This is a genomic window from Bacteroides sp. 11BF, from assembly GCF_019633765.1.
In the GTDB taxonomy this organism is placed as follows: domain Bacteria; phylum Bacteroidota; class Bacteroidia; order Bacteroidales; family Bacteroidaceae; genus Bacteroides; species Bacteroides hominis.
On sequence record NZ_JAFKPJ010000014.1, the window covers coordinates 21,511 to 46,187 of the forward strand.

Consider the following 24,677-nt stretch of genomic DNA (forward strand, 5'->3'; position numbering starts at 1 on the left):
TTAATCGTTCAATCTTAGAAACTGTTTTGAATTTCTACAAAATTACTAAAACTTTAGACGCAGCTGCATTTGTATATCCGTTTTTTTATTTCCCCTGATCAGGTCGTTGCCGGAACCTATTTCATCACGATCAAAATACGTAGTTTGTCCGAGCTTGGCAATTGCTGTCCAATGCTTGTTCATATCATAGCGAAAATGAATAGCCAGTCGAATACCTTCTCCCTGAAAAGAGGGAGTATAAAAAGAATACAGTAACCCTTTTTCATAAATATAAACACGTGAGTCATAATCGTCTGTATGGAAATAACTACCTTGCAATTCTGTTGTCAGAGGCAACCGGGAAAGTTTCCATCCGGCCTTTTGCGTCAGTTGATAACCTTTCCCCGCCGTTTTCCCGGATGAATGAAAATGGTTATAATCTACAGTTGTCCGGAAAGATAACGAAGAACAGGGTAAATAGTTCAAACGATAACGCAGCCGGTGATGATAGGTAGGCAGAATCACCTTTCCCTTCGTACCGGTCACATCACGCTCTTTCCGTTTATAACGGTAATTCACATACATATCAACCGTTTTCGACGGAACGTAATCTGCCTGAAAGAGCAGATCCACTCCTTTCGAAGCCTTACTTATCCGGTACCTCCACCAGGGAAAAGAAAACAGATCGGCAGAAATGAAAAACGTCCAGCGACTAAAAGGATTTACAGAAGCAGCTAAATACCATCCGTTTTCATTCTGAACACTACTTCCTTCACTAAATGAATGAGCAAACATAGCCCAATAATCATGTGAATAATAACGGTGAACCAACATCAACCGTATATCTTGTAAAGGAGAATAAAGTACCTGATTCATAAAAGCCATACCACTGATCCCCAAAGCAGCTTCTCCTTGTATAGAAAAACGATGAAAACGATATTTATAATCCATACCCAGATTATAAAAAGAACGACCATGCAGATTGTATTTTGAATAGCCTTTAAGTTCCGGTTCATAAGACCTGTTAAAACAGTAGTAAACACCGGTTATCCCCAGTTGATAACTATTCCCGGTATAGCTGATATTTCCTCCGCCCATCTGCATAACCAATTGATTCATTTTATCAGCTTCCTTTTTGCTTCGGTGTAAACCTGTTTTATAAATCGAGGTAATTTCACCGTCTTTTATTACTCCATCCAACGAACGATGTGAATAAAACATAGAAAGTTTCCATTGTTTCCATTTTAAAGCTATGGCACTCCCACGGAAATAATTATATTCATCGGTAGAAGCATGTCTGCGTATCCCTGTATTTCTGAAAGTGAAAGACGAAGAATAAGCTGTTTTTCCAAACATAGAACCTTGTCCGAGTACCAGTCCCTGACCGAAATTCAACCGATAGTTTCCTACAATTCCCGTTTTCAGTATTCCTATATCATGAAGGAGTAGATAGAAAGAGTAGTAATCGTATCCCTGCTTATTATGTAAAGCTCCGAAAGGTTCGCCGCTATCTTTCTCGGCAACTATGCCTGCATAAACTTTTTCCCGATAGTGAAATCCGTATTTCACCGAGTTATAAACAGCAGGACCCAGGTAATTTTTCTCATATCCCTTACGCCTATACAAAGGCACATCCATACGAGTCACCACTTCATGTTTTCCATATTTTAAAATCTGCTTTAACGTAACAGACTCTTTCTTATCAACAGGCTCTACACAGACAAAAGGAAGCAGATATTGAATAGTCTGCCGATCCAACTCCTCCACTAACTGAAGTTCATAGACAGTCTGCATCGATCCGTGAATATAAATGTACGCAAGTAAATTCTCAATCTGAACATCATTAAGAAAAGGAAACCGCTGTAGCTGCTCTTTGGTGGCAGAGTTTATATTAACAGGGTTGTTAACAAGATCGGTTAATTCCTCCAATTCATTCTCCCAATTGCGCGTATCCCCTTCTTCATCGGCTATTGACAGGTTTTCCATTATGTCCTCCCAAGGATAATCCGAATTATTCTGAGCATGGCAAATAGAAGTTATCAACGCTATATTAACAAGTAGAAATACACAGAATATAGATATATATCTATTCATTTCATGTGTGATTATTGTGTTTTAAATAGTAAACGAATTGTCGAAGATAATTTAAATAGGTTAATGCTGCAAGGAAAATCATAAATATAAATTTATTCCCTTATTTTTGCAAAATGAATATGAGGCTTATCATAGGACTACTGATGTTATCCATCGCCTTATTGTTTTCTTCTGCATCACAGGCACAGGAAAAAACAAATCTCGGTGGATATCTGGTACCTATGTGTGTTTATAACGGTGATACAATACCTGCCTTTCAGATTCCGACCATCTACATATTCAAGCCTTTAAAATTCAGGAATAAGAAGGAGCAGATGGAATATTACAAATTAGTGAGAAACGTAAAAAAGGTATATCCCATTGCCAGAGAAATTAACCAGACTATCATTGAAACTTACGAATACTTACAAACTTTACCCAATGAAAAAGCCCGGCAACGCCATATTAAACGAGTAGAAAAAGGGTTGAAGGAACAATATACTCCACGAATGAAAAAACTCTCTTTTGCACAAGGCAAGCTGTTGATAAAGTTGGTAGACCGCCAAAGTCATCAGAGTTCTTATGAACTGGTAAAAGCATTCATGGGGCCTTTTAAAGCAGGCTTCTATCAGACATTTGCTGCTCTTTTCGGAGCCAGTTTAAAAAAACAATATGACCCCGAAGGAGAAGATAAGCTGACTGAACGCGTGATAGTATTAGTGGAAAGCGGACAATTGTAATGTATCCTTCCGGATTCATTTCCCACTTTCAGTGATAAGTTATTCCAAAATTCACATTATCTTATAAACGTGTCATGGCAGTGACTTTTGATACACGCTTCCGGATATTCTCCGTTAATCTTGTATCTGTGAAGAAACCAACTCAAAATAATGCCCCTTTTTCTCCATCAATATTTCATGAGTTCCGGTCTCAACGATAAAACCTTTGTCCAACACCACAATTTGATCAGCATTACGAATGGTACTAAGCCTGTGAGCAATAACAACAACAGTACGCTGTTCAAATGCATTGTTCAAGGCATTCACAATTTTTCGTTCATTTATTGAATCCAAAGAGTTTGTGGCTTCGTCCATAAAGAGAAATTTCGGATCCCGATACAGCGCACGAGCAATCAACAAACGCTGCTTTTGTCCTCCACTCAACCCGCGTCCGGTTTCTCCAATGGTCGTTTCAAAACCCTTGGGCATCGCGTTTATCTCATCCTCAATTTGAGCGATGCGACAAACTTCCCGCAAACGCGTATAATTAATTTGTTCATCATCTAATACAATATTATTCAAGATGGTATCACTGAACATTTTTCCATCTTGCATTACCACACCACACATGTTTCTCCATTGGCGCAGATTAATGGCACTTACATTCATCTTATCCATTTTTATTTCTCCATGGCTGGGCTTATAAAGCCGAACCAATAGTTTCAGAAGAGTTGACTTACCACTACCACTTCCTCCCACAATTGCCGTGATTTTGTTTTCCGGTATTTGCAAGTAAATATTACGCAGAACCAAAGGAGAGTTAGGCGTGTATTGAAAATGTATATTCTCTAATAGAATTGTTTTTCTTTCCGGAAGGATGGTTGTACTGCCAATAGAAAGTAATTCATCCTCATTTTCCAACTGACGAATTTCGTTGATGCGTAAGAAACTAATTTTGGCATATTGCGCTGATACCACAAAATTAATAAATTGCACAAGCGGACCATTGAGCATGCCAATAATAAATTGTGTAGAAATCATTATTCCAAATGTTATTTCACCCTTGATAACCGCCATAGCACAGAAAAACACGATAGCCATATTTTTGATATTTTCTATAAATTGGGCACCCAGATTTTGAGCATTGGTTATGGCAAGAACACGCTTATTGACATGATAAAGCCGTGCCTGAATTTCTTCCCATTTCCACCGCCGGTACTTGTCATAATTGTAGATTTTGATATCCTGTATGGTCGAAACGGTTTCCACCCAATAGCTTTGGTTTTTGGACAAAAGTTCAAAATATTCCCAATCTAGTTTTTTACGTATGCTCAAAAACAGTAACACCCAACAAGCGTACAGAACCGATCCTGATAAAAATATATAGAAAATTATAGAATTGTAAATCAATAAAATAATACTAAAGACGGCAAATGTAAGCGTTGAAAATATCAATGCCAAAGAATTATTCATAATGAAACTGCGTATACGTTCATGATCTTGTGCCCGTTGCAAAATATCGCCCAGCAGCTTATTCTCAAAGAAAGTAACAGGTAGCTTCATCAATTTTATCAAGTAGTCAGAGATCAAAGCAATATTTACCCGCGCCGTGATATGCAATAATATCCAATCCCTCAACACATTGAAAATCATTACACTCAACAAAATACAGATATTCCCTATCAGTACCATATTAATAAAGTTCCTATCCGAAGTTTTAATGCCGACATCAATCACCGCTTTAGAGATAAATGGCAGCATACCTTGTAAGGCGGTAACAACGAGCATAATAATAAATATTAACCCGAAACTCTTTTTGTATGGAAAAAAATATTTGAGAATACTCGAAAAGCTGTTTCTCTTCTGTTCTTGTTCAGCTTTACTATTCTTAAAATCAGTAGTTGGTTCCACGGCAAGTAATACACCTTGGCTTTCATCCCTTTGATACCAACCCTTTCGAAATTCTTCGTGCGTGTATTTTATGCGTCCTTTTGCTGGATCCGAGACCCATATGTATTTCCTATCAGAATGATATACCACGATGAAATGACTGTCATTCCAAAACACAATTGCAGGAAACGGAATGCTGTTCACCACATCATCAATGGTACATTTTATGGCAAGCGTTCGCAGCCCGATACTTTCTGCCCCGGTACTTAGATCAAGTAGCGATACACCTTCTTTGGTAATGCCGCAACGGTCACGCATGAACTGCAATGAGTAAAACTTACCAAAATGCTTAGCAATAATTTTAAGGGATGCGGGTCCGCAGTCTTGCGAATCCATTTGGTATTCTACGGGAAAACGGTGGAGTAGCATATTCTTATTTTTCTCCTTTTGATTTTAAATTATCAAATAGTCTTTCAATCAAACGTTTTCGTTTGGTGATAATCTCAACTGTACCTTTTGTTTCAAAATCGAGGGGTAATATTTTCCCAAAGTTAGTTAATGTACCATCGGGAAAAGATATGATTACCAGATAAGTATCCATGTCTCCATTTTGAGTTTTTATCTTGTTGGTAATGCGTGAAACAGATTTCACCACTCCCTTCAGTAATCCATATTCATCATATGGATAGTTGTCCATTTTTACGTTTACTGTTTGCCCAACTTCTACTTTTCCTGCACCGAAAGAAGGTATCACTACTTCACCCAAGATATTAGTTTTATCGGGAATGATGGAGAATAGCTCCTGCCCGGACTGTACAAAACGATTGTTCCGCCAGAAACCAAGATATTCTAACTCCCCTTCTACAGGCGCATATTGCAAATAATGCTCTTTCCAGAGTTTAATGGCATTTGAAAGTTCATTCTTCCGAGTGATATAATCGGAATAGGCTTTTTCTTTAGCCTCAGTTTCTTCCAAACAGATACGCTGTATTTCCAATTGATTACGACTTATTTCCGATTGTTTCATCTGTCGGTTACTTTGCAAATTTAATTGTGATTCTTTTAAAGAAAGATGTGTCGAGAACTTTTGCTGGTATTCTTGTTCGCTTATTCCTTTCATCGACAGCAATATACTGTCCTTACTCAATTGGTTTTGGGAGTTATCCAATATTTGTTTTTTTAATCGCAGCTCATTATTAAAATTGGCAATGACTGCTTCGTCAGAAATAATTTGTTGTTGCAATTTTTGTCGCATGGTTGAATAAATGTCAGAAGTAAGTAACCGCTCATATTGCAAAAAGGAAAGTAAAAAGGAATTGTATGCGGAACTGACTTCCCCAAGCAACAGCGTATCGGGCAACGCAACACGAATTGTGCTTTTGTCATTAAGTGTCTTCAAAAAAGAATCAATCCATAAAATATGTTTGTAATCCGCACCACTTTCGATACAACTAATCACATCATTTTTATGCAGTAATGCTTTATTGGGTTGAAACAACGTAATCCGTCCGTTACTGTTAGCGACCAAACGTACCGGTGCTGCATTTGCGGTTACTGATATTTGTCCGTCTACCGTATCGGGATACTGTATCAAAAAACCAAGTAATATGATCATTCCCATCAGTACCCCTACACATAGTATCACCCATTTTGCCCAGTAGGTGGGCATACGGTCAATAATGGCTTGTACTTCCTCAGATCTGGCAATTACATCAGATTTTTTGTTAGGATTAGGCAAAATAATTTTTGGTGAACATATAGGTTGTTCCTGCTTTTGTATTCTTGAATTCATCTTTTTGCCTGTTCTTTAAATTTATGACTAACATGATGAATCATTCTCAAGCGGTAGTTTGCCTGAGAAAAATAGTTGCTTATCATCCCCGGAGTCCCATTGTAGACGGTTACGTCCGAATAGCCAAAATCTTTTTGAACGGAGATGAACGGATAGATAGTCATCTTATCTTTAGCAAGGACAGATAAAACTCCATCTGCCGTATCAGTGTCTTTGAAGTCATAGTCTAATATCTTTTGAAATAGCGGCTTAAAAATAATGATAAATTGCGTAGACCAAAACCAATCCATCCAATAGCGATTTGTGTCCACTGGTACCGCTGTGCCAAATCCTCCGACACCTCCCGAAAGCAACTCGGAACCTTGAGCGTTTGCTCCTATTATATTGGCAAACAAATAATCTTTGTTATATGCGGGGGTAAATATATGGTCGTCTTCGCAAATGATCATGATATCATCCCTTTTGTCGATAGCTGTTTGTACAGCCTTTAGCATGCTTTGCCATAATCCCACTGCTCCAATGGAATGTTCGATTGCCTCTATCCAATGGAGAGCAAACTCTACCTTCCCTTGAAACTGTTCCTCTATATGCTGCCGCCGTTCCGTGCGCTCTTTAAGGTTGATGACATATACAGGAAGATAAAAATCACTGTTGTTTGTTCCCATTATTCTTATGATGTTCTTCTACAATTTCTTCCAATATTTTATTTACTTTCTCGCTCCATACCTCCCAATTAAGACGGGTTTCAAATTCTTGCCGCGATGACATCCGGAGTTTCAGATAGTTTTCTTTGTCAGCGAAAACCGACTTTATTTTCTCAGCATAGTCTTCAGCTGTAGCATCCGGCATGAGCAAATACCCGTTTTTCCCTTCACGTACCGGTTGACTCACTCCACCCACATTGGAGGCAATGCTGGGTACGGCATAAGCCGATGCTTCACAAAACACAATTCCAAATGCGTCGAACTCTGTAGGAAGTACTAAAAAATGAGCTTTCTGCAAGATCTTACAAAATCTTTCCAAATGTTCCGGTTGGGATTTATCTAAATAAGGAATTATAACTAAATTCTCATCTTCATCATAAGGTTCCCGAATAATAGAACCAATAATCGTAAGCGTACATCGAAATCCATCGGATTTAAGCTTTCTATATGCCCCTAAAACTTTATCTCCACCTTTTTTCTGCCAATTTTTTCCGATAAAGACTAAATTACAAATATCTGTCTGTATATCTATCTTATAGTCTGAAGGAGTAGGGATATTTGCCCCAAATTCCACTACATGAATTTTACCCGACTCTATATCATAATAATTTATTGTACTTTGCTTTGCCCATTCCGAACTATAAATGATGGCAGTATATTTATTCAATAATTTCTTCTCCATCATTTCTATTTTCTTTATCTGTTCTTCATTCTTTAGTGGGTTTAAGTAGCTTTGGAATGAGTGGTATGTCACATCACTAAGATGCACGACCGGAACATTTACATCCAGAAAAGGAGCTAAATATAAATCTCCAAAAAACACAAGATCATAATTTGTCAATTGTTCGGTACATAATTTCCCGAAAACAGAAACATAGTTCTCTAATAAATTTTTTTTAATATAATTATCTTTGGTGAAATACGCTGCCTGAGGAAGGGTATTCTGTCCAATCACTTTTACATGATGCTTTCTGCTTAGAGCGTGAAACAAATGGAATGTCGTTCCCGACCAATTATTTATATCAGCCGGATTTAATGTTGTTAAAAATGCAATATTCATATATTGAGATCTATTTTTGATTGCATGAAAAAATTAGTTTCACTCACCCGGTCGTACGATCTCGGATTTACCGCATGGAGGGTTCAACCGAGCAAGATTGCCCTAAAAAAAGAACCGATGCCAATAATATAAGGTATTTCATAACCGATATTTTTACAAATTTTCTATCCGCTTCTGTATCTCCTTTATTTTTTCCTGTCTTTGTTTTATTTTCATTATAAGCCTATCAGAAGCTTTCTCAAAAGAGATTTCTTTTTCATCCTTATGGGTACAATCCGTACTTTTTATGAAAAACACGCCTTTAAATCTTTGATATAAGTTAAATGGATAAAATTCTTGTGGGATATGGTGACTCCCCTGAAATCGAGACAGCGTTAATTCATTAAAATCGACAGTTAAGGGGGTGTAAAAAACATTGTCATCAATAAGACTTAAAAAATATTCCATACTGTTTTCAGGAGGACTACTCAACCAATTATCTTTCCTGTTATAATGCTCATCATATGCTATGGCTTCTCCACTCCCTATCAGAAATAGCAAAGGAGAGTAACTTTCACCATACGCTTTGCGCATATACCTCCCGAAAGGAATACAAGGTACGGCAGGATAACTCGAAATAGGATTAATATGTCCCGCATGCCCGTAGATTACCGTTTTTACATTTTCGTCTTTGGCGAACTTGTCAATTAAGAATCTTGCATTTACGAACATAATGGAATCCCGCCGTATGAATCTTTCTATTCCGGCATCTCCGGCTTGCTTTGAAACCCTCAGAATATGCAAGATACATTCTATTTCTTCAGCAGTAAGAAGTTTTTTTATCTTATCTCGATGAGTATCAAGAAAGTTTATCGCACAGTTACGATCTTTTTTCATTAACAGCAGGGATAATTGATCAACTTCCGGAATCTGCGATTTTTTGTTAAGCCCGGTAATAAAATCAAAAATATCCATAGCGGAACTTTGAGTGGAAGAAAGAAGTGAATTGTAATCCATGCCATATAATTTAACTTTAGAATCTTTCGTTTTACCAGAATTAAAGCTCCGCAACCTTTTTAAAAAATTAATTGTAGCATGGTTGATAACCAAGGAAGAATCAAGTTCATAATTGTCATCTTGTATAAACCTATTGTAGGCAAATGATTGTTCGAGGGGCATTTCCTGCAGTACTAATCTGCAATTTAACCTTTCCACTGCCTGGATAATCAATTGATACGCCAAATTTTTTATACCGTCATTCCCGTGGACTGACTCCCCTAAGCCGATAATCTTTTTATCATTGATTTCATTGATTTGCTCCAATCCTATTTTTCTATCAACATTTATACTCGTATAGTTAATTTTTTTATCTACTATCAACGGGGAAAGGGTTCGAACAGGAAATTCGTCGATAGGCTTACCGTCAATCAGTATGTCCAATCGAGAGAAAGCAATATAAGCATCCTTATCAATTTCTCCTTCCACATTAATTCGTACGTTTAACATCTCCGCATTAGTCAAATTAATGTTTTGGGTAACCAAGCTTAATATACTGTCAGGCCTGAATCTTAAGGTGTCAGAGAAAAGAATGTTTTCCTGTTTACCTATGGCATCCAAGATGATGGAGACAAGTTTTATATTATCACCTTTACCTTCAAATCCGATTACAGCTTCTTTTATGTTATTATTTGGAAGTAAAATTCTCTGTTCATACTCTGATCTTAACTGCTTAGAAAAAGGAAATCCTTTAAAATATTTCTTAGCAAACAAATTCCGATTTGAATCTTGTATATAAGCAGGGATAGTATAATTGCTATATGCTCCATTTTCGCGCCACGGATAAACCACCGCAGAATCAGACCGCATAGCAAAATGTAAATCATATACATTCGTATATGTTTGTTTCTCTAATTTAGCGGTACATGATACGGCATAGAATATAAATACAAAGAAAAACAATACATGGAGTTTTGTTATTGAATTCATGTTTAATATTATTTATAAAGATTATCAATACTTAGTTTCCTCTGACTTCTCGTCCTTTCGCCAAACCATCTCTCAACCCTTTAGAATACCATAACATTTCATAATCGCCATTATGCCACTATGGATTCAAAAATAGCGATAAAGTCAGAGGAAGTACCACCTTTTTTCCGAATATTTCGGAGAAAAGGTTTATGGAATCCATTTTCTTTTCTTTTCATACAAATACATAAGAGCAAATAAAGTTTGGACATGATAGTCTAAGTTCATTTTAAAAAACTCTTCCCTCTTATTTATGGCGGACGCGTTTTTTGTGAACAGCACTCCGTCCATCATACATTTTGGAAAAACCCACTGGAATTGTCCAATTTTCGATTCTGTATTTCCTATATATCTCATTTTCAAAACATCCGCATCGGACAGTTTATCCATCGGCAAATAACACGGACTGATACCCGAACGTTCGATACAGTATTCCAATCCGGCAGACGACGAAGACTGCAATCGCCTTATTCCCATTTTACCAGGAAATACCCATGTCAGATAACTTCCCCCTCCGGCAAGCAGTCCCACGGCGGAGTAGTCATCACCGTATGAACCCTTCATATATTCTCCGAAAGGGCGCATGTCCGGTCCCAGCCATCCAGCGATACTTGTATAATTCGCATGCCCCAAATGACAATATACGGTAGTCGTTTCATCTTTTTTAAGCATTGTTTTCATTAAGAACTTCGCATTCTCGTACATGCTGGAATCCCTGCCCAAAAAACGATTAAGTTCATCAGCAGTTGCTTCCTTCTCCGCATTCAGGCAATAACTCATTATTTCCGCTTCTCTCCGGGTAAGTATGCCCTTGAAGCCATGATTGGCATTTAACACAGAGTCCGCCGCTTTAAAAGGAAACTTCTCGTCCGACAACAAAAGAGACTCACATATCGCTTTCAAGCCTTCGTCACCTTTACCTCTACGGAGCGTGTAAAAGAAGTAAAACAGGTCGATACTGCTTTGTAACCGGAAAACGTTCCGGTCAATGCCAAAGAAGCTCACCTTTTCTTCCGAATGCCGGTTGTATTCTTTAATCCATCGCATAAGAGACACAAAGGATGAAGAAGAAAATAAGACCTTGTCAAAAGAGGAAGCGATACTGTCCGCCCTGAACCGCTCGTCCCCCTCCAAATACCGGTTGATATGGAAAGACAATGTTAGGGGCATTTCTAACAAGACGAGCCTGCATTTTCCGTGTTCGATCCTATTCTTGATTATTTCAACACCCATGTCATTCATCGTTCCGGTGCCATGCACGCTCTCTCCGATGGCAAGTATCCTCTTATCGGAAAAGGACAGAGACTTAAGATCGTCGCCGTTCACGGGTATCACATCCAATTCCCGAACGGAAGCCGTTGCACCGTTATTCAATGATGGGAGTTCAACCTCATATTTTCCATCAATTAAGATATCCAAAGAGTCAATCCATATTTTAGAGTATTCCCCGGGCTTAAAGGAATTATCCGCCGATCCTAAAGGATCGACCGGAAAATCCTTTTTCCTGGGCTTCTCCCCTTGGGCTTCAAGAGCCACCCCCAGCAACAGAGGAGAAGCTATATCCACACTCCGGTGGGCTACCCTCCATGTGTTGGCGGCAGACAACCGAAACGTATCCACGGAAGTGACCTCCCTGCATTCACTAATCCCACTCAGCTTCAAATACAGGTCATTGCAGTTTTCTGTTTTATACTTTATCCTCACTTCAATATCTGCCCGCTTTTTTTTATCCATATGATAAAAAAGCGGTACCATGAACCCCGCGCTCCCCTTAGCTTCATATGACGGATACAATAAAAGCGGATAAGAGCTGATCGCGCTATCTATTTTTGATTGCCAGGAAAAATTAGTGTACGTAGCCCAGTCGTACGATCGGGCGGATTCACGCATGGAGGGTGCAACCGAGCAAGATTGCGCTAAAAAAATAACCGACGCCAATAATATAAGGTATTTCATAACCGATGTTTTTATAAGGTTTTATTTTCATTAAAGCCGAAGGATCTTATGCGTGGAATTTCATTCACCAACCGTTCTTGATGTAACAAACTGACCCGTGGCAGCATCATAAACTGAAATTTGAGTCCCTCCGTACGGTATATTCGTTTTAACAAAGTTGAAAGAAGACGAAGCGTTATAGCCCTTTTCCAACAGCTCTCTCAAAATAGATAATTCCATATTGGTGATGTCTTGTGAAACATGGCTTACGAGTGATCCTAACGGAGTAAGCCCTACAGCTTCGGAGAGAAATCTGTCCCACCCTGTAGAGGAGATCGAGGTGACATAATCAGGAAATGTATAATACATTTGTGATACCGATCCCGAGTATACCGAACTCCCATAAATATACGTATTGGTAGCTACATATCCCATTCCTTCTACATAACCACCGTTCCAGTTGTCATTGCTAAGCATGTTATCGAATTCCGCTTGGGTATAAGGATTAGCTGATGTTCCATTTCCTCCCCCAACGTAGCTCATTTGCAATGACTCTTCAATTACCGGCATTGTTTTCGCCAGTTCATCTAAACTTTTTCTTGTTAGCTTTTTCATTGTTGTTGAATTTTAAAGTTGTTATTAAATTTATTATAGGTTCAACTTCTTTTCATTCTTTGAAAATAAATTTTGAAATAAAGTTAATACTTCACATTTAGTAAGTAATTGTTTTTCGTACAACTTACATAAATCACCATAAACTGCCACTAATTCCGGATATTCATTTTTATTGAGTTCTATCAGATATTCCAAAACCTCATTAATTATAGACTCTGTTGTTGCTCTTTGCTCACTACTTTTTTGGCTACTGACCTGACTATCTGATATTCGGTAATAGAGTAATGGTTGACTGTCAATATAAAATCTCCCTCCTGACTTTGCTATCTCCACCCAAAATTTAAAATCTTCGGCATAAGGGCAGTTCTCATATTTTAATGCATTCTTTTTCAAAAAATCCATCCTTATCATAGTAGTGGGATGAAACAAGAAATTTCCCTTTGTAAATTTTAACAGTGGTTGTTCAACCAACCCACTCAAGGTACTCAATAAACCATTCGTTTGTGAATATGTTCCAATACTGTTCATCCAAGTTCCACAAACAGTTACATCCGGATATTCTTGCATAATCGCATATTGAATTTTTAGTCTATCGATATGCATTATATCATCTCCATCCATACGAGCCATATACTTTCCTAAAGAATTCTCTATTCCAAGGTTCAATGACTCTATAAAATTATGACTGTTTTGAATAAGACGTACTCTTTTATCATTATATGACTGAATAATAGAAGACGTGCGGTCGGTAGAACCATCGTCTATGAGGATGAACTCAAAATCCACAAAAGATTGCTCTAAGACGCTTTCTATCGCATCTTTTATATGCATTTCGGCATTATAGACAGGCATTACAACAGATATCTCACACATTGTTATCAAGTTATTAAAGTAAAGGAAATTTTTTATTCGCGCAAAAGCCAAGATAACGGGCCAATCCATATTGATATCCAACATGTATACAATTGGGACGAACCATTCTTTTTATCCTTTCTAAACTTTCTTCAGACAAATCCATTTCTATACGCTGAATTTTTACACGATTTTCATCAGCGTTTTCTATGATTCCCGTTAAATTTATCTTTTGGTCCAAAAAGAGAATAGCTGGATTAATATTCTTTTGTCCATATCTGATATGATCTCTTATTACATCATTAAAACCAACCATATTATTTTTAGTAATGATACTACGTAAATAATACCCCCTAACAAGTGAACTCGCAATTCTTCCCTCACTATATAATGTAACGTAACTATCCATCAATGATTTTGAAAAATATTTATAATTGCAAAAATCGACCAACTTTAAATAAGCCTCATACATTTGTAATACATAATCTTTACTATTTATGTAATAAATATTTTTCCAATCGAAAAACTGAAGTGATAAATAAAGTTCCAGTCCTTGAAATATTTTCTCAATAATTGAATATATTCTCTCATCTTGCTTTTGTAATTTATCCAAGACAAATAAAAAATAAATAATTTTATATGAAACTAACAGCTTATCCGGCTGCTTGTCAATGTTTTCAAAATGTTTGATTATTGCTTCGCATTGGTCTCCAAACAAATCTTCAAAATCGGCATCAATTAATTTATTTGTTATTAGATAGATAAGGACATATCCTATTCCGGACATACCATTTTCAAAGCCATAATCATTTGTTTTTCTTATTAAAGATTCTTGGAATAGGCTGAAAGCTTTATCTTCAATTTCAGTATCTTGCAAACATTTAGCAGTTTCAAATAACGCTAAAGAGATTCCTGACTTTCCGTTGTAAAGACCGGAAGAGTTGACAGAGCAGGCATTCAGTGAGATATAATCAACAAGTTTTCGTATGGTTGTATCACTAATCATTGAAGAGTATTTTTTCTAATTCGACATTTTTTTTAAAATCATATAAAGCCAAATTACGTAATGTAAAGAAGCTTTCGTAAGAATCTTTGATGGCAGAGTAGTAACGCTGCATAGCATCATTTCGCTCTTTTTGTGCGGTGGCAAGTTCATATACCGACACTTTTCCCAATGAAAACTTTTTCGTCAACATCTTATACTGTTCTTTCGATAACGCATAGGCTCTTGATGCTGTCAGCCAAAGCTTTACACTATGATCATAAGCATTTATCTTTTCTTTTACTTCGTTCTCAAATTCAAACATTTTTTTTTCTATTCGCAACCGACTTGCATCATAATTATTCTTTGCGATCCGGATATTATTTTTGTTGATGCCCCACTGAAAAATAGGTATTTGAAATTCAATGACCACGGACTGTCTTGTATTTCCATGCCGGTAAGCATCGGCCAATGTTTCAGCATACTGATTTATTCCATAGTTTAAACTTATATTTCCATTGAACCTATTCTTCAATTTGATAGAGAACAGGTTTTTCTCCTCTTCCAACTGTTGAATCTCTTGCTGATTTGAAATTGGATTATTTTTTTTCACATAGTAGATTGCAAGCCGAGCATCGATGGTTAAGGGTAAGTCAAAATCCGGTATTGTAATTTCGGCATTATTTTCTATTCCTAAAAAAGTAAAAAGTTTTTGTATTGATTCCGCATAGTGTTTGACCGCATTTTCATACATGTATTGCAAGTTTAAGGACTGCAATTCCATCTGCTTGTAATCATATTCAGTGATACTTCCATTCCTCAATTTTATCTCTGCAATATGTAACAGAGTGTCGTTGCTCTGTTTGATATCTATGGCAAGTTCACTATCCATCTTACTCAGTATGGCGGATAAATAAAGCGTCAATGCTTGTTGCTGGATCTGGGCAATGTTTGAACAATATTGTTTCACGGCCACTTCGTTTTTGGCACGTTCAATTTTGTTTTCCAACCTTTGTAATTTTCCTCCTCCCCACAACTGCTGCGAATAGCTTATAAAAAACGGATTTGTACTAAAACTGTTTTGTTTACGTGAAAACTCATTCAAATAATTTATATTACTTCCAATACTCAGTTCCCCTCCTGTTATGCTTATTTTCTGTCGTACAGTAGTACCAAAATTAGTATTATTTGAATTGTCCTCTACATAAGAATAACTTCCATCGATCGGTTGTTGCAATAATCGCAGTGACCTGTTAAAATTGATAGGATTAAAATTCAGCACAAATGCAGGGAGAAAGCTTTTCTTATAATTCTCGTATTGCAATAAGTCGTTTTGGAAGTTAAGTAATTCTATTTTAGCCGATGATGATTCCAGAGATAGTCTGTTTATCACTTCATCTAATGTCACTTCTCTTGGTATACTTTGACAATATGCATTCGTATAGCACAAGGAAAATACCAATATATAGACTAATAATGTTTTCAATGTTTTAGAATATCTTTAGGTTTAGGTTTATTTTGCAATATCATAAAAACCATATAAATAGAATAATATTACTATTTTTATTTATTTATTTTTAATAATTATACAGTAATTTATTCTAAAACCATAAGATATTTAACAAAGAGCATCTACAAGACTACTTCAACTTTTTAAATAAATCCCAGATCACAATTCCTGCCGTTACCGATACATTCAATGAATGCTTTGTACCATATTGAGGAATTTCAATGCAACCATCCGAATGGTCAATAACCTCCTGCTGCACTCCTTTTACTTCATTTCCCATAACTATGGCATATTTTTTTGAGCGGTCCAGTACTAACTCATCCAACATGATACTCCCTTCTGCCTGTTCGACAGAGTATACCACATATCCTTCACTCCGGAGGTTATCAACCGTTTCAACTGCGTTATTAACATACTTCCAATCCACTGTAAACTCGGCTCCCAAAGCTGTCTTATGCATCTCGGGATGGGGAGGAGTAGCCGTAATTCCACACAGATAAATACATTCAATCCGGAAAGCATCTGCCGTACGAAACACAGAACCGATATTATGCAAGCTCCGTATATCATCCAACACTACAACTAAAGGCAATTTATCAGCTTCTTTAAACTCTTCTATACTTATCCGGTTCAGCTCGGTTATTTTCAATTTTCGCATGATGATGTCGTTTCTGTTAGTATGTTGCAAAAGTAATTCTTTTCTTGTTAACATAGGTGTTGATAACGGTTTAAAACCTGTCAAAAGAATCAGCATATATTTTGAAAACTAATTCTTGCATTATTCAAATGAAGGTATAAGAGCAACGGGATATGAACAATACAAAAAAGTTAGCTTCAACTTTCCAAGCATACTTCAACAGATTTTTCAGTACTAATTAGCCTGTTTATATCCATAAAGTTTTTAACTTTGCACTTTATCAACAAGGTGTTAATGAAGTTAGCAATATAGCTTATTATCAATAAATAGACACGTTCATAAACTGATTATAAACTTAGATAAGTAACTAATAACTTATCCGGCAAGAAAAAGCCGGTTTATTTGCTAACACTATTAACAGGCTATAATCACTAACAAAGGATTTCTTTTTAAAAGAAGAGAAAAAATAAGAATATAATGAATCGAGAAGAATGGGTGAATAAGGGATTCGTTGACGAGCCCGTAGACAAAAGCATTGATCTGAAAGCAGCCATCAATGAACTGAAAAAAGAAAAGAATGCGGTAATCTTGGGACACTATTACCAGAAAGGCGAAATACAGGATATTGCCGATTACATTGGCGACAGTCTGGCTTTGGCTCAAATCGCGGCTAAAACCGATGCGGATATTCTTGTGATGTGTGGAGTTCATTTCATGGGTGAAACTGCAAAAGTGCTTTGTCCGGAAAAGAAGGTATTGGTACCCGATTTGAATGCGGGATGTTCATTGGCAGACAGTTGTCCCGCAGATAAGTTTGCTGCCTTTGTGAAGGAACATCCGGGATATACGGTGATTTCGTACGTAAATACAACGGCAGCAGTCAAAGCAGTGACGGATGTGGTGGTTACTTCGACTAACGCAAAACAGATTGTGGAAAGTTTCCCGAAAGATGAAAAAATTATTTTCGGACCGGACCGTAATCTGGGGAATTATATAAACTCGATCACAGGACGTGAAATGCTGTTATGGGACGGAGCTTGTCATGTGCATGAACAATTCTCGGTGGAGAAAATAGTGGAGTTAAAAGCTCAATATCCCGATGCCGTAGTACTGGCACATCCTGAGTGTAAAAGTGTAGTATTGAAACTGGCCGATGTAGTGGGGTCTACGGCTGCCTTATTAAAATATGCAGTGAACAGTGACAAGCAACGGTTTATTGTAGCTACCGAAGCAGGCATCATACATGAAATGCAAAAGAAGTGCCCGCAAAAAACATTCATTCCTGCCCCTCCTAACGATAGTACCTGCGGATGCAATGAATGTAACTTCATGCGACTGAACACGCTGGAAAAGCTCTATAATTGCCTTAAATATGAATTCCCTGAAGTAACTGTTGACCCGGAAGTTGCTAAAGAAGCAGTGAAACCGATTAAACGAATGTTGGAAATTTCAGAGAAACTGGGTTTATAAACAGGCTGTGAATAAATAGTTAACTTTACGGTTAATAATTGATAGATCTATGATATGAAAGAGTCGTATTATACTTATATATAAAGGTATAATACGGCTCTTTGTTATTAACAGGGATAGTTGAAATCTCTGTTAATAATAGAATATAGGTAATTTGATAGAGCAGGTTCATTCAATCGGAAGCTATTCTTTAAAGAAGGGATGAAAAAGTTGGTAAAGAATGATAGAGAAGTAATGGTATTAAAAGAATTAAAGTTAGAATTATAACGCAAAAACATGGGGATGTTTTATATGAAAAGATCCCCATGTTATATATCAAAACATCCGGATGTTATAACTAATAACATCCGGATGTTTTGATAATGGAGATTTAAAGTTTTGGACTGGATAAAGCGCAAAAAGAGTTCGTTATATACACGCTGTTGTGTTATACTATAATCTCTCTTAGCAGGAGATATAAAATCATTTATCTATCCGTTTTTATCAATCAGATGGAGCGGAGAAATTCGCATAATTTGTTTACGGCTAAAGCACGATGACTGATTTGATTTTTTATTTCATTTCCCAGTTCTGCAAAAGTCCGGTCATATCCTTCGGGGATGAATACAGGATCATATCCAAAGCCTGAATTACCTCTTTTTTCCTTGATTATTTCGCCTTTTATCACTCCTTCAAAAAGATACTCTTTTCCGTCCAGAATAAGCGAAATGGCAGTACGAAACTGTGCTCTGCGGTTTTCTTTTCCTTCCAGCTCCTGCATGAGTTTCAATATGTTGGCTTCTGCATTATGTCCTTCTCCTCCGGCAAAGCGAGCCGAATATACACCGGGAGCCCCTCCCAATGCTTCAACTTCCAATCCGGTGTCATCACCAAAACAGTCCAATCCATAGTTTTGGTAAATAAAGGATGATTTCAGATACGCATTACCTTCCAGAGTGTCCGCTGTTTCGGGAATATCTGTATGGCAGTTTATATCGTCAAGGCTGAGCAGTTCAACTTTATCTGCTAATATGGATGATACTTCTTCCAGTTTATGTGCATTATTAGTGGCAAAAACAAGTTTACGTTTCATTGTCTGTTATTTATTTTAGATTTTAATCGACTTGACTTAACCGATTGAGAATAATTAGTGAGGTTCTTGAGAAACAGAGATAACAAGTTAGCAATGGTTCGATTTTCAGCGATTTGCGGTGCTATACTGTTAAATAACTCTTTCTGGATACAAAAGTATAACAATTCTCTGAATGTACAAATATTGACTTCTTAATTTAGGTTATTCAATTCTTCATAGATATCTGCTGATGTGTACACCAGCCTGACAATAAATGTGGAAGATAAGGATACAGTGATGAATTTAATCGGACTGAATTGAGTTTGAATTTATTTTTTCTTCAAACATTTTCGTAAAATGGGAATTCGCTTGAATATGTGTCCAATAGAAAGTACGTTCATTAAAATTCCAATATTATAGTGGCATAACCCTATTGAAGAGTTTGCCCCATCTACGTTGAACAATATAATACCTGTAAGAACAACAAGTGTAAATGTTGCGGATAACCATAATGTAACTCTACTTTTCTGTCCTATTCCTTTGTTTACAATTCCTTTATACCAATTCCAATGAGTTATTATATGGAATATGACGGTTATCAGGAACAATAAACTTGCTATCACATGAAATACCGCCCAATTGTGCCATATTTCATGGTCGTTTTCATGTGCGGCAATATGCAGTCCTATCCCTGTGTATGAGGTAAGGATAAATAAAGGTATTAAGATCCAGTCTATTATATATATCCGTTTCATCTTTTTTAATTAGCTGATTTTACGGATACAAAGGTCATGAATTTGATACCTACAGTACGATAACAATTGTAAAGAAATGAATTAACGTCTTTTTCTTATTCGAGATAATGATACAGGGGTAATACCGAGATAGGAAGCTATGTAATGTTGCGGAACTCGTTGTATAATATCGGGATATTCTTTTAGCAGTTCCTCATATCGTTGTTGTGGGGTGTTCTTTATACGGGAAAGAAACAACTGCTGGTAAACATGAAATCGGTCTATGAGCTTTTCTTCATATATTTGTTTTAATGAAGGTGTTTGCTCAATAAGATGATAAAAATCATCTCTTTTTATCGTTGATACTTCCGTGGGCTCAATACTTTCCAATGAAAAAAGACTCGGTTTACGTCTATATAAACTATCGAATGATGCAACAAAATCTCCCTCAAAGAAGAATTGGAAAGTAATGTCTTTGCCTTCATTATAGAAAAAAAGACGTAAACACCCTTTATGAATTAAGTACAGTCTATCGGCAATCTTACCTTCTTCCAGCAATATCGTCTTGGATGGAATAGACAGGTTATTAGTTCCTATCAGGGATTCAAATGGATTATTTAAGTAATTAGCTTTTGTCATAATGCAAAGTTATGAAAAAATAAGGTTTTGCATTTATTCATTTTGCGACTCCTTTTTAGAAATATTTGGGAGGAAGTTCTGTGCTGTTTGGCTTTAATGTGGCTTTTCTTTGGCCCTCAATCAAATAAAAATAGAGCGTAACGAATATAGTTTCAAACTTCTTCGCTACGCTCTATTTTCATCTGTTTTTTCGCTCTGGATTTATTTTATTTTCAGGCGGTCGAATCCTTCGCCGTATACACCGATTACTGAGCTTTGTGAAATGAAAGCATTCGGATCGATATCCTTCACCAGGCGGAAGATGTCGAGAGACTGGCGTTTATAGGCAAGCACGACTAATACTTTTACATTGTTTTGGCTATACCAGCCTAATCCGTCAAGCACGGTTACCCCCCGATGGGTTTCTTTCGTTATGCGGTCGGCAATCTTTGCATAATCTTTCGAAAAGATAAAGAATTGTACAGACTGGCGGGCGCTGTTAACCACGTAGTCCAGCACAAAACCAATGATGAACAAGGTAACAAAACCGAATATCACTCTGCGCCAGTCATTGAAGATGAAGTAGCATGAACTGATAATGATGATATCACAAAACATAATCATTCGTCCAAGAGTAACATCCTTGTATTTATTAACAATGGCTGCAATGATATCAGTACCGCCTGTGCTGCCGTTATTATTGAATACTACCCCTAATCCGAGTCCACACATGATGGCACCGATAATACAGGCCATGAAGTCTTGACCTTCTCCTACCAACTGAAGCGGAGCTCCTTTATCGTCCACAATAACCAGTTGGAAGAACCATAAGAAGAAAGTGAGCATAAAGATGGCGTATGTCGTCTTTATACTGAACTTCGGACCAAGTATCTTAATGGCAAATGTCATCAGCACAGCATTGATGATGAAATAAGACCATTGGATAGGAAAGCCTGTTGCATAATAGATGATGGCACCGATACCGGTTGTTCCACCTGTAGTAATCTGATAAGGAATAAGAAAGGCTGTCCAGCCTAACGCATAACTTATCAGTCCGAGAGTGATAAAGATATAATCTCTCAACTCTCGCATTACATCGGATTTTGTGGGTTTGCTTATCATTTTGTGTGTAGGTATTAAATAACAACGTTAACAATCTTCTTCGGAACTACAATAACTTTTTTCGGTGTTTTACCTTCTGTCCATTTCAACGAGCGTTCGTCAGCAAGTACGGTGGCTTGAATTACATCGCTGGCGGCATCTGCAGGAAACTCCATATTGAAACGGGCTTTGCCATTGAAAGAAATCGTGTAATTAACCGTATCTTCTACCAGGTATTGTTCATTAAATGCCGGCCATTGTGCATCACATACGGAAGTGGTGTTTCCTAATGTATCCCATAATTCTTCGCAAACATGGGGAGCGAAGGGAGCGAGGACCACAACGAGCTGCTCCAATATCTCTTTTTTGCTGCATTTCAAACTTGAGAGTTCGTTGACACAGATCATGAAAGCACTTACCGAAGTATTGTAGGAGAACTGTTCAATATCACCGGTTACTTTCTTAATGAGCTTATGAAGTGCCTTTAGTTCGTCTTTGGTAGCCGGTTCGTCTTTTACCAGATACTCGCCGTTTCTGTCATAGAATAGCGACCAGAATTTTTTAATGAAACGATGTACGCCATCTATTCCGTTCGTGTCCCAGGGTTTGGATTGTTCAACCGGTCCGAGGAACATTTCGTACATACGAAGTGTATCGGCGCCATATTTTTCGACAATCATATCCGGATTAACTACATTGAACATAGATTTACTCATCTTTTCAACAGCCCATCCACAGATATATTTACCGTCTTCCAGGATGAATTCGGCAGTTTCGTATTCGGGTCTCCATGCTTTGAAAGCTTCCAGATCGAGAATATCGTTAGATACAATATTTACGTCAACATGAATAGGAGTTACCTCATATTGATCTTTCAGGTTCAGAGATACGAAAGTATTGGTATCTTTGATACGATAAACAAAGTTGCTTCGTCCCTGTATCATTCCTTGATTGACCAGTTTCTGGAAAGGTTCTTCAGCTACAGATATGCCTAAATCATGCAGGAATTTATTCCAGAAACGTGAGTAAATCAAGTGTCCGGTAGCATGTTCCGTACCGCCCACATACAGGTCTACATTTCTCCAGTATTGATCTACGGCAGGAGCAACGAGTGCTTCGTGATTACGCGGATCCATATAACGCAAATAATAGGCAGAAGAACCTGCAAAGCCTGGCATTGTATTCAGTTCCAATGGGAAAATGGTTACATTGTCGATTTTGTCATTGTCTGTCACACACTTGTTGACAGTATCCCATGCCCATTTGGTAGCATGTCCCAATGGGGGCTCACCTGTTTCTGTAGGAAGGAATTTAGCTACTTCCGGCAACTCTAACGGGAGACAACTTTCATCGATCATGTAAGGCATTCCGTCTTTATAGTAAACCGGGAATGGTTCGCCCCAATAACGCTGACGCGAGAAAATGGCGTCACGTAAACGGAAATTTACTTTTACACGTCCCAATCCGGTTTCTTTGATGTATTCTTTGGTTTTAGCAATGGCTTCTTTTACAGTTAAGCCATTCAGTACGAGGCCCCCTTCAGGAGTTTCCGGACGTGGAGAGTTCATCATAATACCCTCTTTGGCGTCGAAGCTTTCTTCACTGACGTCGCAACCTTCAATCAACGGGCGAATTTCCAGATTGAAATGTTTGGCAAAAGCATAGTCACGGCTGTCGTGTGCAGGTACAGCCATGATGGCACCAGTACCGTAACCTGCCAGTACATAATCACTGATCCATACCGGTATAGGTTCATTGGTTAATGGATTAATGGCATAACTTCCGGAGAATACGCCACTAACACTACGATCGGCGATGCGTTCGCGTTCGGTACGTTTTTTGGTACGTTCCAGATAAGCGTCTACTTCTGCCTTTTGTGCAGGGGTCGTTAATTGGGATACCAATTCACTTTCTGGGGCAAGCACCATGAAAGTAACTCCGAATACAGTGTCGGCACGAGTCGTAAAGATGGTAAATTCAAGATCGGAATCTTTCACTTTGAAATTCATTTCAGCACCTTCACTACGTCCAATCCAGTTACGTTGGGTTTCTTTCAGTGAGTCAGTCCATTCTACGGTTTCAAGTCCGTCAAGTAAACGCTGCGCATAAGCAGATACACGCAGACACCACTGGCGCATCACTTTTTGAATGACCGGATAACCGCCTCTTTCAGAAACACCGTCAACCACTTCGTCATTGGCAAGTACGGTACCCAAAGCCGGACACCAGTTTACCATCGTATTGCCTAAATAGGCTATACGGTAGTTCATTAAAATTTCCTGTTGTTCTTTTTCACTCTTAGCTTTCCATTCGTCGGCTGTGAAATTCATTTCTTCACCACAGGCTATATTCATGTTTTTCGTTCCATTGGCTTCGAAGGCTTCGATCAACTCTTCGATGGGACGTGCCTGTTTTTCATCATTACAGTAATAGCTGTTGAACATTTTTATAAATGCCCATTGAGTCCAGTGATAATATTCGGGATCACAAGTACGTATTTCACGGTTCCAGTCGAATGAAAATCCTATCTTATCCAACTGTTCACGATAACGGTTGATGTTATTGATGGTAGTAATTGCAGGGTGTTGTCCGGTCTGGATAGCATATTGTTCGGCTGGCAGTCCGTAAGCATCATAACCCATCGGATTCAGGACATTAAATCCTTGCAGGCGTTTATAACGTGCATAGATGTCCGAAGCAATATATCCGAGCGGATGACCTACGTGTAATCCGGCTCCCGAAGGGTAAGGGAACATATTGAGTACATAGAATTTTTGTTTGGATGCATCTTCATTTACTTGGTAGGTATGGTGGTCTACCCATATTTTCTGCCATTTCTTTTCGATCTCCCTGAAATTATATTCCATAGCGATAACCTTTTGTTTATAGTGATTTATAATATATACTTTAATATGAGGGAGCAAATTTACATGATTATTTTCAGATAACCA

The 24,677-nt window shown here is 37.7% G+C and carries 19 protein-coding genes; 2 read left to right on the forward strand and 17 right to left on the reverse strand.

What is annotated here, in order from left to right; all coding sequences use genetic code 11:
• Positions 1–45 precede the first annotated feature (45 nt).
• A complete protein-coding gene (locus JZY04_RS14940) occupies positions 46–2,073 on the reverse strand; it encodes a helix-hairpin-helix domain-containing protein (protein WP_122143233.1) in 2,028 nt (675 codons plus the stop codon).
• A 119-nt stretch (positions 2,074–2,192) separates the two neighbouring features.
• Here JZY04_RS14940 and JZY04_RS14945 point away from each other — a divergent pair, with 119 nt between their 5' ends.
• A complete protein-coding gene (locus JZY04_RS14945; RefSeq protein ID WP_181996481.1) occupies positions 2,193–2,792 on the forward strand; it encodes a DUF4294 domain-containing protein in 600 nt (199 codons plus the stop codon).
• A 114-nt stretch (positions 2,793–2,906) separates the two neighbouring features.
• Here JZY04_RS14945 and JZY04_RS14950 read toward each other — a convergent pair whose 3' ends face one another.
• The 11 genes from JZY04_RS14950 to JZY04_RS15000 all read right to left on the reverse strand — a co-directional run bounded on the left by JZY04_RS14950 (position 2,907) and on the right by JZY04_RS15000 (position 16,773).
• A complete protein-coding gene (locus tag JZY04_RS14950) occupies positions 2,907–5,090 on the reverse strand; it encodes a peptidase domain-containing ABC transporter (RefSeq protein ID WP_122143231.1) in 2,184 nt (727 codons plus the stop codon).
• A 4-nt stretch (positions 5,091–5,094) separates the two neighbouring features.
• Positions 5,095–6,453, reverse strand: coding sequence for an HlyD family efflux transporter periplasmic adaptor subunit (locus JZY04_RS14955; RefSeq protein WP_005813999.1), 1,359 nt, complete (start codon positions 6,451–6,453; stop codon positions 5,095–5,097).
• Positions 6,450–7,118, reverse strand: coding sequence for a glycosyl transferase (locus tag JZY04_RS14960; RefSeq protein ID WP_005814001.1), 669 nt, complete (start codon positions 7,116–7,118; stop codon positions 6,450–6,452). Before JZY04_RS14960 ends, JZY04_RS14955 begins: the two co-directional genes overlap by 4 nt.
• Complete coding sequence (locus JZY04_RS14965; protein WP_122143230.1) at positions 7,099–8,217, reverse strand: glycosyltransferase family 4 protein; 1,119 nt, start codon at positions 8,215–8,217, stop codon at positions 7,099–7,101. Before JZY04_RS14965 ends, JZY04_RS14960 begins: the two co-directional genes overlap by 20 nt.
• 153 nt (positions 8,218–8,370) lie before the next feature.
• The gene (locus tag JZY04_RS14970) at positions 8,371–10,182 is read right to left on the reverse strand and encodes an erythromycin esterase family protein (protein WP_122143229.1); all 1,812 of its coding nucleotides are present in this window, start codon (positions 10,180–10,182) and stop codon (positions 8,371–8,373) included.
• A gap of 189 nt (positions 10,183–10,371) precedes the next feature.
• Complete coding sequence (locus JZY04_RS14975; RefSeq protein ID WP_122143228.1) at positions 10,372–12,177, reverse strand: erythromycin esterase family protein; 1,806 nt, start codon at positions 12,175–12,177, stop codon at positions 10,372–10,374.
• Positions 12,178–12,237: 60 nt separating this feature from the next.
• The gene (locus JZY04_RS14980; protein WP_122143227.1) at positions 12,238–12,771 is read right to left on the reverse strand and encodes a hypothetical protein; all 534 of its coding nucleotides are present in this window, start codon (positions 12,769–12,771) and stop codon (positions 12,238–12,240) included.
• Positions 12,772–12,804: 33 nt separating this feature from the next.
• Entirely contained in the window at positions 12,805–13,644 is an 840-nt protein-coding gene (locus JZY04_RS14985) for a glycosyltransferase family 2 protein (RefSeq protein ID WP_122143226.1), read from the reverse strand.
• Between the two features lie 13 nt (positions 13,645–13,657).
• Positions 13,658–14,629 carry a lanthionine synthetase LanC family protein gene (locus JZY04_RS14990; protein WP_122143225.1) on the reverse strand — a complete coding sequence of 324 codons (972 nt, stop codon included), beginning with the start codon at positions 14,627–14,629 and terminating at the stop codon, positions 13,658–13,660.
• A complete protein-coding gene (locus tag JZY04_RS14995) occupies positions 14,622–16,091 on the reverse strand; it encodes a TolC family protein (RefSeq protein WP_122143224.1) in 1,470 nt (489 codons plus the stop codon). Before JZY04_RS14995 ends, JZY04_RS14990 begins: the two co-directional genes overlap by 8 nt.
• Before the next feature lie 154 nt (positions 16,092–16,245).
• Positions 16,246–16,773 carry an RNA methyltransferase gene (locus JZY04_RS15000; protein WP_122143246.1) on the reverse strand — a complete coding sequence of 176 codons (528 nt, stop codon included), beginning with the start codon at positions 16,771–16,773 and terminating at the stop codon, positions 16,246–16,248.
• 456 nt (positions 16,774–17,229) lie between these two features.
• Between JZY04_RS15000 and nadA the strand changes: the two genes are divergently transcribed.
• Positions 17,230–18,222: a quinolinate synthase NadA gene (gene nadA / locus JZY04_RS15005; RefSeq protein ID WP_022011334.1), complete on the forward strand. Its 993-nt coding sequence runs from the start codon at positions 17,230–17,232 to the stop codon at positions 18,220–18,222.
• Between the two features lie 487 nt (positions 18,223–18,709).
• On the opposite strand, the gene JZY04_RS15010 is transcribed toward nadA, so the two are convergent.
• The 5 genes from JZY04_RS15010 to leuS all read right to left on the reverse strand — a co-directional run bounded on the left by JZY04_RS15010 (position 18,710) and on the right by leuS (position 24,593).
• Positions 18,710–19,294 (reverse strand): non-canonical purine NTP diphosphatase, encoded by a 585-nt coding sequence (locus JZY04_RS15010; RefSeq protein ID WP_032540935.1) that lies wholly within the window; start codon positions 19,292–19,294, stop codon positions 18,710–18,712.
• 308 nt (positions 19,295–19,602) lie between these two features.
• Complete coding sequence (locus JZY04_RS15015) at positions 19,603–20,028, reverse strand: DUF4405 domain-containing protein (protein ID WP_122143223.1); 426 nt, start codon at positions 20,026–20,028, stop codon at positions 19,603–19,605.
• 81 nt (positions 20,029–20,109) lie between these two features.
• On the reverse strand, positions 20,110–20,646 hold the full coding sequence (locus JZY04_RS15020; RefSeq protein ID WP_122143222.1) for a Crp/Fnr family transcriptional regulator: 537 nt from the start codon (positions 20,644–20,646) through the stop codon (positions 20,110–20,112).
• 201 nt (positions 20,647–20,847) lie between these two features.
• Positions 20,848–21,747, reverse strand: a complete 900-nt coding sequence (locus tag JZY04_RS15025; protein ID WP_005782852.1) for a YitT family protein — start codon at positions 21,745–21,747, stop codon at positions 20,848–20,850.
• Between the two features lie 14 nt (positions 21,748–21,761).
• Positions 21,762–24,593 carry a leucine--tRNA ligase gene (gene leuS, locus JZY04_RS15030; protein ID WP_122143221.1) on the reverse strand — a complete coding sequence of 944 codons (2,832 nt, stop codon included), beginning with the start codon at positions 24,591–24,593 and terminating at the stop codon, positions 21,762–21,764.
• Between the last annotated feature and the right edge of the window lie 84 nt (positions 24,594–24,677).